This window comes from Reyranella sp. GW821-FHT12G01 (assembly GCF_058806575.1).
The window spans coordinates 982,094-994,566 of the sequence record NZ_JBXAPV010000001.1; the positions used below are offsets into that span (position 1 = coordinate 982,094).

Consider the following 12,473-nt stretch of genomic DNA (forward strand, 5'->3'; position numbering starts at 1 on the left):
GCGTTCAAAATAGGTTCACGGTTCGCGGGCATTACTCCCGCCGTGCCGACCAAGCGAATCGACGTCTTCATCCAGGACGAATACGTCCGGTCCTATTCGATCGTCCTGGGATTCGTGAACGCGCCGCTCTTCGACCAGGATTACATCGACCGCGCCCGCGTCCAGATGCAGGCGGACGGCTGGTCCCCGGAAGAGGTCCAGGTCGCCCGGTTCGTCATCCGCGAAGAAGGCTAGGCCGAGGTCATCACCCCGGCGAGCGCCGTGTAGGTCTCGGTCCAGGCCGCCTTCACCTCGGGCGTGAAGTCGGGGCCGAGGCCCTTTTCCAGCGTCCACAGCAGCGCCGCGCCGACCGGGGCGTAATGCGCCGCCGTCACGCCATAGCCCTTGTGACGCTCGCCCAGCGCCTTCACGGCCGGCAGGATCTCGTCGAGCTTGTGCAGGTTGGAGACGGCGGTGCCCAGCATGCCCATGAGCTTCGCCTTCTGCTCCTTCATGTCCTGCGGGAACATCGAGCGCACCTCGGGCGCGGTCTCGAACAGGCGGTCGTAGAACAGGTCGGCGGCGGTGCCGGCGATCGGTACGACCTTCTTGAAGCTGGTCTGGACCAGTTCAATCTGCTGCGGTGTCATCGGCGGAGTCTCCCCTTCAGCGGCAGGAGGGGAGAGGCAAAAGTCGCGCCAGATACTCCGCTGGAGCTACGCCTTCACAGGGCCAGGCAGGTCGAGTCCGACGCCGGTCAGGTGCCCGAACGTCCGGTGCAGCCGCTCGACGACCGGGGCGGGCAGGGGCGGCCGCAGGATCGACTCGACGTTGGCCTTCACATGCGCCTTGTTGCCGGTGCCGAACAGGATGACGTCGGCGCCGCGCTCGTGGCGCGCGTAGCGGTAGGCCGCATCGGTGATGCTCTCGGCGCCGCCCTCGGAGACGAGGAAGGCGAGCGGATCGGCGCCGCCGGACAGGAGCGACTTATCGAGCAGGCCATCCTCGACCAGCTTCGCGAACACGGCGCGGCGGTAGGCGTCATTGCTGAAGATGTTGCGCACGACGAACATCAGCAGCGTGCCGATGCCGCGCCGCGCGGTCACCGGGAACACCTTGGTGCGCGCGCCCTGGTTCACGAGGCTGTAGGCCAGCATGATGACCTCCCACGGCGCGTCCTCGATCGCGCGGGAGAGCATCGCCTGCTCCGGATCGCGCGGCCCCGTCTCGGTGAGGCCGACATGGCGCACCTTGCCCTGCTCCTTCAGCCGCACCAACGCCGGCGCCAGCACGTCGCGATGATGCTCGTAGGCCGCGGGACCGACCGCGTGGAAATGGAAGACGTCGACATGGTCGAGCCCGAGCCGCTTCAGCGACGCCTCCACGCGCTGCGTCACCGTCTCCGCCGTGTCGTCGGTCTTGAACAGCGCCTTGGTCGAGATCACGAGCTTGTCGCGGTCATATTCCTTCACCGCCGCGCCCACGATCTCCTCGGTCCCGTAGACCTCCGCCGTGTCGAGGAAGTTGACCCCCAGATCGATCGCCGCCCGCGCAACGGCGACGCACTCGTCGAAGCTCGCCCCACGCCCCAGCCCGAGCCGGCTGTTGCCGCCGCAGCCGAGGCCCGCGACGGAGACGGTGAGGCCGGTGTTTCCGAGAGGGCGGTAGTCCATCAGGGGCTCCTAGTTGTTTCTTGATCGACAATGCGACTGGCAGGTCTTGCTGACGAATTCGGTGTGACGGTCACTGCCAGTATGAGGTTAGAATCCCTGGATGGGCGAAATTAGTCGAGCCGAGTTAGCTACCCTTCCCCATCTCAATGTCGCGACGTTGGGAGATCGGGCAGTCAATTTGATGCCTCTTTGGGATGGCGAAAGATGGAGCCTTTGGGTTGACGGCGTCGACGGAAAGCTGATCAAAATTCACCCGATTAATGCAGCCCAATCGACTTATCTTGCACATCAACCTGCCGCACCAGAAGATATTTGGATTAGGTTCGTTGATTTCATTTGGCAGAGGGCGAGCTGGCCGCAGGTAAGTCATTTCATAAATGGGATATGTGATGACTTTCACTTGATGGCTACTAGCGCAGCAAAGCTCGAATTTTTTCATCGAAGTCGTAATCGGATCGAGGGAACATTGCTGAGTTCTTTTGTTAAGACCGAGATCGAGTATCTAATTGTCGTCGCTCGGTCGGTGTTTGATCTCTTGCAAGAAATCGTTGCCCATTTCTGGAATGATCGAGTGAAGCTCTTTGACTTGGCAAAAGAGGCTGTTCGTCGGAAGCACACGTTGCCGCGGGAGTTCACCAAGGTGGCGCTTGTTAATGAAGTGCCTAGAACCGCGTTAGAGATTTCTGAACGTTATGCTCTTCCAGAAAGGGTGGCTGAAGCTTATGCGCAGCACGCGCCTTTCTTTGCTTCGTTGCGCGCCTCACGAAATGGGATCATCCACAAAGGGGCTGGAATTGATGCAATCTTCTCAACGGAGAAAGGGTTCTGCGTTAATCCCAATTCGAAACACTACGGCGACTACCCATGGAAAGAAGAGCACTACTTCAACTCTAACATTGTCTCCTTGCGCCCTTGGATAGCGCGGACTGTATGTCAGAGCGTGGAGGCGTGCACACAGATCATCGAATCCTTTGCAAGTGTAATACCGTTTCCGGATGAGATTGCTCCAGGTTATCGGGTATTCCTGCGTGACCCATCCAATAAGGCATTCAGTCGTCTCATAGACGCAGCGACAGGCGGCCTGATTTGGTGGGATGAAGAGCCGAACACTTCGTGGCTTCCATGAACCTCTCCGCGGTGGTGCATCATGGCTTTGGAATTTCGAATTCAATCCGAGTATCCAGTGAAAGTAAGTGGAAGGTTTCTGGGTTTGGGAAGTGCTGCGCCCCGGAGCTGCGTTTGGACGGAACTAGAGCGACGAAATCGAGTACAGGTCCGCGATGGTGAAAGTTACTATGATGCAATCCTTGTGGACACTCATGGTCGCATCACTATTACTGATGCGGGTGCCGATCTAATTCGAGCAAAGCGGCTTTTGCTAAGATTCACGCCGGATAAAAGATGGGATGATTGGGCTGATTTCGAGGATGATCTCGATCAGGGCGACTAGATTGTCGTGGCGAAGTGTTTTCGAGGAGGTAATAATCCGTCGCGCTTCTGTTCGTGCTCGGCGGCATTGTAATGTACTGAATTGCAGGTGACGCTGAGGCCAAAGTTTGCGCCGTTTACTTTGGAACAGGCACCATGTCTTGAAAACGCACAGTTGTGCTTTTCGGTCGCAGTTGTTCACTAAGCGGATTGATGGCGAGCTTGAGCGGCATTTGACCAGCAATGCCGCTGAAAATGCAGGTACCCGTCGGCAATGTAGGAATAGATTCCTCAGTCAGCTTGTCAATGTACGAGACGGCGCTCGCGATTGACTGAAGATCTCTCTGATTGATCAGTCTATGAATGAAGTAATTATGAGCCTGCGAAGTAATAGTATGAGAAATATCGTTGGGGCGTTGGCTAGCAATTGTCACGAAGACTCCAAATTTGCGCCCTTCCTTAATGATCTCTTCGAAAGTCTCTAGACGATAATCCTTCCAGCCTTCAGATTCTCTGAACGACTCTCGTGACAGAATATTGTGCGCTTCATCAATGATGATGTTCAGAGAACGCCCTTCGCTCGACCGTTTGTGATCTTCGTAAACCTTCTTCGCAAGCAGAAGGGGGATGGTCTTTTTCATCTCAAGATTTACGTCACCGAGCGCGATTACTACGACGTTCTTCGCAAATAAGTCGCCGCCTTCTGCTGGTTCGAATATCTTCCGAATGTCCGCTTGTTTGCTTCGCAGCTTGTTGATCGCAGGTGCAATATGCTCGTTCTGCGCTCGATTCGAGAGAACGTCATAGATCAACTGAATGTACGCGAATGCAATCAAATTGCTGATTGCGTCATCTGTGAGCTCGAAGTTGTCTATATGCTTATAGACGATGGTGCTCTCTATCTGATCCGGATTCGATTTGAGGAAGATGCCAGCGCTTTTGAACTCAGCCATCGTATTGTGCCACTCAAGATCAGCGGCAAGTTCGACGGGGCTGCCAGTGCTGTCATCGGCCGGTAGTAGTTGCCTCAGGTAGTCGAGTAGAAGATCAGCTCGAATCTTGTCCGACATTTGAAGGATGCGTCTTACTTGCCAACGTAAGATGTTCTTGGCGTATTCGATCGGATCGTCGCTGTTCGTTACTTTTGACTGCAACGTCAGTGCGCGTTTGAGAAATGGCTTCTGCGTCTTGTCGGTCGCATCGGCCAAGATGCTGACGATCTCGATGTCTGAGAATCCACCAAGCCCCAGTGGAATCTTGTCGCCCGTGTCGTTGCGAGTGCTAAGTTTAATCACCTTCTTGTGTAACGTTAGGCAGCTGTCACCGCCAAACTCGTTGTTAAAATCGAAAAGGATGATCCGGCAGTTCGTCTCAAAAGCATTGGAGTTCCGTTGACGCATCTTGGTTATAAATTCTTGGAAAATCATGGCCAAGGTGTTCGACTTGCCACTCCCCGTGTTGCCAAAAATGGCAATGTGGCTGTTGATTAAGCCATCTACTGGCAGGGCGATGTTGTAGCCTTCATACTCAGATTTCGCGATATCCAGCGCTATGCCGCTTGGCGCTACTAGGCGATGTACCTGGTGTACTTTTTCTTTGGTTAGAAGGAACGCCTCATTTCCTACAAGAGGGAGTTCCTTGGTGCCTCCAAAGAAGTTGCCTCTACGGTCTAGAAAACCGACCAAGGATACCAATAAAACTCTACGTCCGTTCATGTAGGCGAGCTGACTTGGTCGCCGATCTTCTGGTTGGGCATTTTCGCCTTCGACCTTGCCGATCAGACTCAGGAAGCCCTTTCGTATGTCGATATAACTTCCAACTGCGATATTGCGGAGTATGTCGCCGTCAAAGAAAAGCTCAGATAGGTTCTTGTCGCTATCAACTGAGATAAAGATTTTTCTGCCTGTCACGCCGGAGACTTCGCCGACGCGAAGTACAGCTTCTTTTTCAAGACGATTTGGTTCAGTTGTCATGGCTCTGAGCTTCGACAACAGCAGCCAGGATGGAATTGAGACGCGTGAAATCTATAAATTCACCTACATCGGGCGTCAGGATAGATACATTTCGATGCTTCGAGAATTTTGCCTGATAGGCACTCGTGGACGCACTATCGTAAGGTAAGATTATTAAATGAGACGTAGGGTTTCGAAGCGCTCGTCGAGTGATGTCGAGAATGTGCTCGTCGGCAAATGAGAATCCAAATGTAATTAAAGCGGCGTTTTCCTGATCCATCGCTTTCGAAAACAACCGCAGCAAATCATAGTAGACGCGCTCCATGAGTGTTGCGTGAAACTTCCGGAAATTCGGCAAGATCAGAAAGTGCTTTGCTAAGCTCGCTTGAACTTTTGAGGGGTCCTCTTTCTGCTTCTCAGTCAGCTTTGGAACAGCCATCGCGTCAAAGACGATGTCTTCTGCCGATCGGCGCCAAGACAGAGAGCCATGAAGCTTTACAAGATTAATCGTTGGAATTTCTGTTAGGCGACCGGAGATGGTGCCTGATCTGAATGTTCGGTCGAAATATTTCTCTGGTGCGAATGTAAAAGCTGGATTGAGGCTGGATGTACGATCAAAGCCATCGTTAAGAAGCACACTGGGAAGGCGGCTAGCTGAGTGTTCCACGAACATGTCGTAATTCGTGGTGAATACCGTCGCTTGGCGAGGCAGCAGCAAGTTCTTTCGGATGAAAAGAATGTTGTCGACTAAGGATATAAAACGCACATACGCGTCAACGACCTTCTTAATATTATCTGATTGAGGACTTGCGGTGATGGCTGAGTGCGCGTCGTCTATTGCCTCAATAAAATCGAGACACTGTCTGTTTGCTAAATCCTCCAATTCCATCTCAAGCAAAGTATTGATCTCAGTCTCAATCTCGCCGGCAGTTTTGATCGCGGGAAACGATGCGCCCGATCCGATGAGGAAGTTTAGTGACCCAGATTGAATGTAGGGTTCTAGAAAAGAAGCGGCATCGTTATCGTCTTTTCCAATCTCGATGATCTGCGCCATCGCGGTAGCCATTCTCGGTTTTCTAATCGGCGAAACGAAGTCTATCGGCGATCAATACTACCACTGATGGTTGATTTTGGGGCCTCAAATCGATTGGGCGTAATATTCGGCCAACCCCTCCAACGCCGCCGCCCCATCGCCCTTGAACGTCGGCCCGTGCATCAGCGCGATTGTCGTCGGCTTCAGCGCGGCCAGGCGCCGTAACGTCGGCGCAGCCATCGGTGTCGGTGGCATGAACGGCAGCCGCGCGGCGACCGCGATGGCGGGGGCGACGATGTCGCTTTCGGTGGTGGGATCGGCGGGGCCGGTCTGGGTGAAGAGGTCGCTGCTGAACAGCGTGCCGGTCGTCTCCTCGTAGATCAGGCCGGCGTCCCAGTTGTGCGGGACGTGCGGCGTGTCGAGCCAGCGGACCCGCTTGCCGCCGAGGTCGAGGACCTCGTTGTCCTTCAGCGCGCGGGGCGGGCGGTCGGCCATGTCGCTGAGCCAGATGTTGCAGCCGAGCTGGCCGTGCGCCGGCACCGCGTGGGGCGCGGCGGCGAGCCACTGGTTGAGCGCGCCGCTTTCGTCGCCCTCGACATGGGAGCAGGTCGTCCAGCGCAGTCTGTCGAGCGGGATCACCCTCTTCACCGCCTCGACGATCAGCGGGAAGAGCGTGCGCTGGCCGTAGTGGAAGAGCAGCGGCTCGTCGGCGTCGATCAGGAACTGGTTGAAGGTGAAGCCGGTCGGTCCGACGGCATCCACGAAGGTCGAGAGCCGGTAGATGCGCGGCGCGATCTCGGCGACGGTCGTCCTCATGGCGGCCTCCCTACGGTAACGGCTGCCAGATCGTGCTGCGCACCTCGCCGAACTCGCGCGGCAGCTTGGTCCAGCTGTCGCCGCCGTCGGTCGAGCGGAAGAGCTGGCCGAGGTTCGAGCAGACGAAGATCAGCTTCGGATTCGAGGGATGCGTCGCCACCGTCCACGGCGTCGAGTTGAGCTCGCCCGGCAGCTTCGCGTCCTTCCAGCTGGCGCCATGGTCGGTGCTGCGCAGCAGCCGGCCGGTCGAGCCCGGTGGGCCGTTGCCGTTGGTAAGGAACACCGTCTCGTCGCCGTCGGCGCGCGGCACGATGGTGCGAGTATACTGCCAGGGCGAGTCGAGTTCCTGGAAGGCGAAGGTCTCGCCATTGTCGTGGCTGACGTTCAGGCCGCGGTTGGTCGTGGCATAGACGAGCTTCGATCCGTTTTGGATCACCGCGACGCCGTGGATGTCCTCGGAGTTGATGCCCTGGCCCACCTTCTTCCAGGTGCGGCCGCGATCGGTCGAGCGGTGCACGCCGTCGATTTCGACGCCGGCCCATAGCGTGTCCTTGTCGACCGGATCGAAGATGATCTGCGTGATCCTGGGCTTGCCGACGAAGATGCAGGCGTCGGCGAAGGAGCCCTTGGCTGGGGTGAAGCTTTTGCCGCCGTCGGTCGACACGAAGATGTTGGCGGGCTGGGTGCCGACCACGATCGTGTCGGGATCGTCTGGCGCCTGCGCCATCGCCCAGATGTCGTAGTCGTCGAGCACCGAGGGCAGGTGCGTCCATTTCTGGTCGCCCTCGTTCCAGCGGTAGAGGCCGGAGTCGGTGCCGGCCAGCACTTCGCCGGGCCGCTTCGGATGCGCCGACAGCGCCCAGACGCGCGCCTCGAGATAGAGGCCGGATTCGATGTAGGGCCGGATCCAGGTCTCGCCGTCGTCGCGGCTGAACCACACGGACATGCCGGCCGTGCCGACACAGAGCAGGTTGGACATGGTTTCCCTCCCTTCGGATCGTGTTCTTCCGTCGAGAATAGGGCGTTGGGCGCCCCGAAACCATGCCCCGCCGGCGTCTACTCGGCCTTGTAGTTCACGTTGATGCCGATCATTTTCCAGACCTCGCCTTCCTGGACGAACTTGAGGTCGTAACGGATCTGCTTGTCGTCGTCCTTGAACTTGCCCTTGAGCTGCAGCACGCCGTCGGAATCGATCCTGGGCTTGCTGGCGGAGTCGATGTCGTCGATCACCACGCTCTCAAGGTTGATCTTCTTGTCGCGGAACACCTTGAAGCCCGCCGAAAGTTTCTCGGCGCTCATCTGGTCGCGGAAGACCTTGGCGGATTTGTCGTACAGGACCGAGTAGTTGCCGGTCAGGTTGGCGTCGTTGAACGTCATGAGCGTCGTCTTGATGAGGATTTCCTGATCGTCATCGCTCGGGACCGTGGCCGCTTGCACGGGCGCGAAGGCCGCCAGGGCAAGGGAAATAGCAAACGCGCAGAGCGTCTTGCCGAAGAGGAAGCGCACTGCAGAGTGGGACAATGGGTTACCGCTGGTTGGGGTTGGGTTGATGATCAACCCAACCACCCTAGACGTTATCTCCGCCGGCGTATGATCTTTCAGCCTGTGGGCGCGAGCGTGCGGATCACGACCTCGTTGAAGGCGTCGGCCGCCTCGTAGGCCACCCAGTGACCGGCGCCCGGAATGACGTTCATTTCGAAGTCGGGCTGCAGTGCCCTGAAGAGGTCGATGCGCTCCTGGATGTGCGGATAGGTCGTCGAATCGAACTCGCCCCAGATGCCGGTGAGGGGAGTCTTTACCCGCGGCAGGACCTCGCTCAGCTTATAAGCCTGGCCCATGATGCGGCTGCGCGTCTTGGCGCGCGTGGTGTTCAGAATCTGCATGTAGATCGCGACGCCGTCGACCTTCTTCGGGTCGTGCAGCATCAGGATCTCGAGATTGCGCCGTGCCTCGTCGGCGAGGACCTTGGGCGGCATTTCGGCCAGAAGCTTGTGCAGCTTCGGGCCGGGCTTGCGCGTGGCCTTCAGGCCGCCCGCGCCGACCAGCACGATGCGCTGGATGCGGTCCTCGAACAGGGTGGCGATGTGACCCGAGACCATGCCACCGAACGAGAAGCCCGCGATGGCGAAGGGGTGGTGCCGAGGCAGCAGCTCGTCCATCGCGTGCTGCACGCAGTGCGTCACCGACCAGATGTCGTTCACGTCGTCGGGCGGGTCGCTGTCGCCGAGGCCCGGCAGGTCGGCGGCGTAGACGGTGAAGTGCTGGCTCAGTTCCCGGACGTTGCGGATCCAGTGGATCCACGAGCCCGAGCCGCCATGGAACAGCAGCAGGATCGGCTTGCGCGAATCGGCGCCGAAGACGTGCCACATCATCCTGCCGGTGCCGCCGGCACTGCGCGGGCCCATGGGGACGCGGACGGCCTGCGAGAAGGCGGCGACGTCGTCGATGTGTTCGGCGGCGGTACGGCCGTCCGGCAATTTCGGGACGGCGGAGAAATCGAGACTCATTTCTTGATCGCACCCAACAGACGTTCGACGAATTCCGGCGCCTTCTTGCGATCGATCCAGCGCAGCACCGTGACGAGGTCGTTGTCGGGATCGATCCAGACGATGTGGCTGCCCCAGCCCAGCGCGAAGTAGCTGCGCTCGGAGGCGGCTGCGAACTGGCGCTTGTTGGTGTTGAGCCACCACATCAGCCCGTAGAAGGGCGCGACCGGGCAGGGCTTCACGAGTTCGTCGGTCCAGCCCTTGGGCAGGATCTGCTTGCCGTCCCACACGCCGCCCTGCGCCACCAGCCGGCCCATCAGCGAGAGGTCGCGCGCCGAGATCACGATGCCGCCGCCCCAGTGGCCGCCGCCCGGCACCGACAGCATCTGCTTGCCGTCGATCGTGTCGAACGAGTTGCGGTAGCCGTCCCACTTCCAGGTCTGCGAGCCGCCGATCGGATCCATGATGCGGCGCTTCAGCACCTGCGGCAGCGGCTCCTTGAACACCTGCAGCAGCGAGCGCGACAGCCGGTTCACGCGAACGTCGTTGTATTCGTAGAAGCTGCCGGGCGTCTTCATCGCGCGGCGCGTGCCCTTGGGCGCGTCGGCCACCGCGACGCCGACCACGCGGTTATGGTCGATGCGGTCTTCCTTGCCGAAGACGGTGCCCGACCATTCGCTGGTCTGGGTCAGCAGGTGGCGCCAGGTGATGTCCTTGTTCTGCTCGCTCGTGAACCCGTCATCGAGCGCGTAGCCCGCGACCTTGTCGTCGAGGCTCCTGATCAGCCCGTCGCCCAGCGCCAGGCCCGCGAGGAGCGCCAGGTAGCTCTTGGCCACGCTGAAGGTCATGTCGGCACGGTCGACGTCGCCCCATTCGGCAAGCTTCTTGCCGCCCTGGTAGACGATGCCGGCGGGGCCGCCGCGCGGTGTTACCGGGCCCAGCACCTCGTTGTCGGGGGCTTTCTCGCCGGAATCGTAGGTCATCACGAACTGCCCGTCGGGCATGTACATGCTGGCCGGCCAGTGGGATTCGGCGGCCAGGGCGAAGGAGATGGCGTCGTTCAGGTCGTTCATGCACGCAATCAACATTGGAGCCCGTCCGGGAGCAAGCGTAGAAAGCGCATCATGGCCTCCGCAAATCCGACACCCTCCTCGATCACCATCCGCCGCCCCGACGACTGGCACGTCCACCTGCGCGACGGCGTCATGCTGGCCGCCTGCGCCGTGCACACCGCCCGCCAGTTCGGCCGCGCCATCATCATGCCGAACCTGGTGCCGCCGGTGACGAAGGTCGCCGAGGCCAGCGCCTATCGCGACCGCATCCGGGCTGCAGTGCCGAAGGAGCTGAAGTTCGAGCCGCTGATGACTTGCTACCTGACCGATGGCGCCGATCCGGCCGAGCTGACGCGCGGCAAGGCAGAGGGCGTGTGGGTCGCGGCCAAGCTCTATCCCGCGCATGCCACGACCAACTCCGCGCATGGCGTGACCTCGATGGACCGCGTCGCGAAAGGGCTGGAGGCCATGGAGAAGGCCGGCATGCCGCTCCTGGTCCATGGCGAGGTGACCGATCCCGAGGTCGACATCTTCGACCGCGAGGCGGTGTTTCTGGACAAGGTGCTGGCGCCGCTGCTGAAGCGCCATGAGGGCCTCAAGATCGTGCTGGAGCACATCACGACCCGCGAGGGCGTGGCCTTCGTCGAGGCCAATCCCGGCCGGATGGGCGGCACGATCACGCCGCATCATCTCAGCTACAATCGCAATGCGCTGTTCAAGGGCGGCATCCGTCCGCACTTCTATTGCCTGCCGATCGCCAAGCGCGAGGAGCATCGTCTCGCCCTGCGGCGGGCAGCGACCTCCGGCGGCGCGCAGTTCTTCCTCGGCACCGACACCGCGCCGCACACGACCGACACCAAGGAATGCGCCTGCGGCTGCGCCGGCGTCTTCAACGCCCCGGTCGCGATGCAGGTCTACACGCAGGTCTTCGCCGAGGAGGGCGCACTCGCCCATCTCGAAGGCTTCGCCTCACTGAACGGCCCGCGCTTCTACGGCCTGCCGGTCAACGAGGAGAAGGTCACGCTCCACGCCCGGCCGCTCGACATTCCCGACGTCGTGGCGGTTCCGGGCGGCGGCAAAGACATCACCGTCTTCCGCCCTGACACGCCGGTGGACTGGAGTTTCTGAGTTTCCCTGTCGTCCTGAGCGCAGCGAAGGACCTGACGCAGCGACCAAAGGACTCCCTGGCTGGCGTGAGATCCTTCGCTCCGCTCAGGATGACAAGAGGGCGGGTATCGCTTCGCCCGGACCTCAATCCTTCACCAGCCCGCCATCGACCACCAGGTTTTGGCCGGTCACGGCGCGGCTCCACGGCGAGGCAAAGAACAGCACAGCATCGGCGAACTCGGCGGGCGTCGTGACGTGGCGCAGTGGCGTGAGGCCGGCGATCAGGTCGAACACCGCGTCGGGTGTCGCGGCACTCGCATCGGTGACGCGTAGAAGTCCGCCGGACACCATGTTGACGGTGATGCCGGCCGGGCCGAGATCGGCCGAGGCGGTGCGGGTGAGGGAGAGCAGGGCCGCCTTCGCCGCCGTGTAGTCGTGATACGGCACGACCGGATTCTGGAAGAGGTTCGTGCCGACGTTGATGATCCGGCCGAAGCCCGCCACGGTCATGGCGGGCGCCGTGGCCTGCATCACGTTCAGCGCGCCGCGCACCGAGACGTCGAACTGGGTGGTGAAGCTCTGCCAGGCGATGCCGCCCAGTTGCTCGCGCCCGTCGCCATTGAACGAGTAATCGCCCAGCGCATTGTTCACCACCGTGGTGATCGGCTTGCCCCATTCCCCGGTGACGGCGGCGAGCATCCGGTCGATCGCCTGCCGGTCGGTAACATCGGCCTGCACCGCGAGCGCATTCTTGCCGATCGAGGCGCACAGCGCTTGGGCAGCCTCCGCACTGCGCCGGTAGTTCACGACGACACGGGCGCCCTCGCGCGCGAAGGCGGCCGCGATGGAAGCCCCGAGGCCCCGGCCCGCGCCGGTCACCAGGACGATCTGCTCATCGAATTTCATGGAGGTTGCTGCCTTGTTCGGAACTGCTCTCTTTCGCGTAG

General features: G+C 60.1%; 13 protein-coding genes. 3 read left to right on the forward strand and 10 right to left on the reverse strand.

Annotated features, from left to right (window positions below; translation table 11 throughout):
- Nucleotides 1-42: 42 nt before the first annotated feature.
- Nucleotides 43-234, forward strand: a complete 192-nt coding sequence (locus AC1RP5_RS04840; RefSeq protein ID WP_493109458.1) for a hypothetical protein — start codon at nucleotides 43-45, stop codon at nucleotides 232-234.
- Here the strand turns inward: AC1RP5_RS04840 and AC1RP5_RS04845 are convergent.
- On the reverse strand, nucleotides 231-629 hold the full coding sequence (locus AC1RP5_RS04845; protein ID WP_493109459.1) for a globin family protein: 399 nt from the start codon (nucleotides 627-629) through the stop codon (nucleotides 231-233). The two genes, AC1RP5_RS04840 and AC1RP5_RS04845, sit on opposite strands and share 4 nt — an antisense overlap.
- A gap of 66 nt (nucleotides 630-695) precedes the next feature.
- Nucleotides 696-1,652 carry an aldo/keto reductase gene (locus AC1RP5_RS04850; RefSeq protein ID WP_493109460.1) on the reverse strand — a complete coding sequence of 319 codons (957 nt, stop codon included), beginning with the start codon at nucleotides 1,650-1,652 and terminating at the stop codon, nucleotides 696-698.
- 100 nt (nucleotides 1,653-1,752) lie between these two features.
- Between AC1RP5_RS04850 and AC1RP5_RS04855 the strand changes: the two genes are divergently transcribed.
- Nucleotides 1,753-2,778, forward strand: a complete 1,026-nt coding sequence (locus AC1RP5_RS04855; RefSeq protein ID WP_493109461.1) for a hypothetical protein — start codon at nucleotides 1,753-1,755, stop codon at nucleotides 2,776-2,778.
- 439 nt (nucleotides 2,779-3,217) lie between these two features.
- On the opposite strand, the gene AC1RP5_RS04860 is transcribed toward AC1RP5_RS04855, so the two are convergent.
- From AC1RP5_RS04860 to AC1RP5_RS04890, 7 genes are all read right to left on the reverse strand, one after another.
- Entirely contained in the window at nucleotides 3,218-5,053 is a 1,836-nt protein-coding gene (locus AC1RP5_RS04860) for an ATP-binding protein (RefSeq protein ID WP_493109462.1), read from the reverse strand.
- Nucleotides 5,043-6,098 carry an SIR2 family protein gene (locus AC1RP5_RS04865; RefSeq protein ID WP_493109463.1) on the reverse strand — a complete coding sequence of 352 codons (1,056 nt, stop codon included), beginning with the start codon at nucleotides 6,096-6,098 and terminating at the stop codon, nucleotides 5,043-5,045. The genes AC1RP5_RS04860 and AC1RP5_RS04865 overlap by 11 nt, the downstream gene beginning before the upstream one ends.
- Before the next feature lie 72 nt (nucleotides 6,099-6,170).
- Nucleotides 6,171-6,881 carry an oxygen-binding di-iron domain-containing protein gene (locus AC1RP5_RS04870; RefSeq protein WP_493109464.1) on the reverse strand — a complete coding sequence of 237 codons (711 nt, stop codon included), beginning with the start codon at nucleotides 6,879-6,881 and terminating at the stop codon, nucleotides 6,171-6,173.
- Nucleotides 6,882-6,891: 10 nt separating this feature from the next.
- Nucleotides 6,892-7,860: a WD40/YVTN/BNR-like repeat-containing protein gene (locus tag AC1RP5_RS04875; protein WP_493109465.1), complete on the reverse strand. Its 969-nt coding sequence runs from the start codon at nucleotides 7,858-7,860 to the stop codon at nucleotides 6,892-6,894.
- Nucleotides 7,861-7,937: 77 nt separating this feature from the next.
- A complete protein-coding gene (locus AC1RP5_RS04880) occupies nucleotides 7,938-8,402 on the reverse strand; it encodes a hypothetical protein (RefSeq protein ID WP_493109466.1) in 465 nt (154 codons plus the stop codon).
- 77 nt (nucleotides 8,403-8,479) lie between these two features.
- Nucleotides 8,480-9,388, reverse strand: coding sequence for an alpha/beta fold hydrolase (locus tag AC1RP5_RS04885; RefSeq protein WP_493109467.1), 909 nt, complete (start codon nucleotides 9,386-9,388; stop codon nucleotides 8,480-8,482).
- Nucleotides 9,385-10,440, reverse strand: coding sequence for a serine hydrolase domain-containing protein (locus tag AC1RP5_RS04890; protein ID WP_493109468.1), 1,056 nt, complete (start codon nucleotides 10,438-10,440; stop codon nucleotides 9,385-9,387). The genes AC1RP5_RS04885 and AC1RP5_RS04890 overlap by 4 nt, the downstream gene beginning before the upstream one ends.
- Nucleotides 10,441-10,491: 51 nt before the next feature.
- Between AC1RP5_RS04890 and pyrC the strand changes: the two genes are divergently transcribed.
- Nucleotides 10,492-11,547: a dihydroorotase gene (pyrC, locus tag AC1RP5_RS04895; protein ID WP_493109469.1), complete on the forward strand. Its 1,056-nt coding sequence runs from the start codon at nucleotides 10,492-10,494 to the stop codon at nucleotides 11,545-11,547.
- A 123-nt stretch (nucleotides 11,548-11,670) separates the two neighbouring features.
- Here the strand turns inward: pyrC and AC1RP5_RS04900 are convergent, their stop codons facing one another.
- Nucleotides 11,671-12,432, reverse strand: coding sequence for a 3-oxoacyl-ACP reductase (locus tag AC1RP5_RS04900; protein WP_493109470.1), 762 nt, complete (start codon nucleotides 12,430-12,432; stop codon nucleotides 11,671-11,673).
- Nucleotides 12,433-12,473 lie beyond the last annotated feature (41 nt).

Bases quoted from the DNA above. Each gene is read 5' to 3' on its own strand.
- AC1RP5_RS04875 (WP_493109465.1), bottom strand. From the start codon at position 7,860: ATGTCCAACCTGCTCTGTGTCGGCACGGCCGGCATGTCCGTGTGGTTC.
- AC1RP5_RS04845 (WP_493109459.1), bottom strand. From the start codon at position 629: ATGACACCGCAGCAGATTGAACTGGTCCAGACCAGCTTCAAGAAGGTC.
- AC1RP5_RS04860 (WP_493109462.1), bottom strand. From the start codon at position 5,053: ATGACAACTGAACCAAATCGTCTTGAAAAAGAAGCTGTACTTCGCGTC.
- pyrC (WP_493109469.1), top strand. From the start codon at position 10,492: ATGGCCTCCGCAAATCCGACACCCTCCTCGATCACCATCCGCCGCCCC.
- AC1RP5_RS04850 (WP_493109460.1), bottom strand. From the start codon at position 1,652: ATGGACTACCGCCCTCTCGGAAACACCGGCCTCACCGTCTCCGTCGCG.
- AC1RP5_RS04900 (WP_493109470.1), bottom strand. From the start codon at position 12,432: ATGAAATTCGATGAGCAGATCGTCCTGGTGACCGGCGCGGGCCGGGGC.
- AC1RP5_RS04885 (WP_493109467.1), bottom strand. From the start codon at position 9,388: ATGAGTCTCGATTTCTCCGCCGTCCCGAAATTGCCGGACGGCCGTACC.
- AC1RP5_RS04855 (WP_493109461.1), top strand. From the start codon at position 1,753: ATGGGCGAAATTAGTCGAGCCGAGTTAGCTACCCTTCCCCATCTCAAT.
- AC1RP5_RS04890 (WP_493109468.1), bottom strand. From the start codon at position 10,440: ATGAACGACCTGAACGACGCCATCTCCTTCGCCCTGGCCGCCGAATCC.
- AC1RP5_RS04870 (WP_493109464.1), bottom strand. From the start codon at position 6,881: ATGAGGACGACCGTCGCCGAGATCGCGCCGCGCATCTACCGGCTCTCG.
- AC1RP5_RS04865 (WP_493109463.1), bottom strand. From the start codon at position 6,098: ATGGCTACCGCGATGGCGCAGATCATCGAGATTGGAAAAGACGATAAC.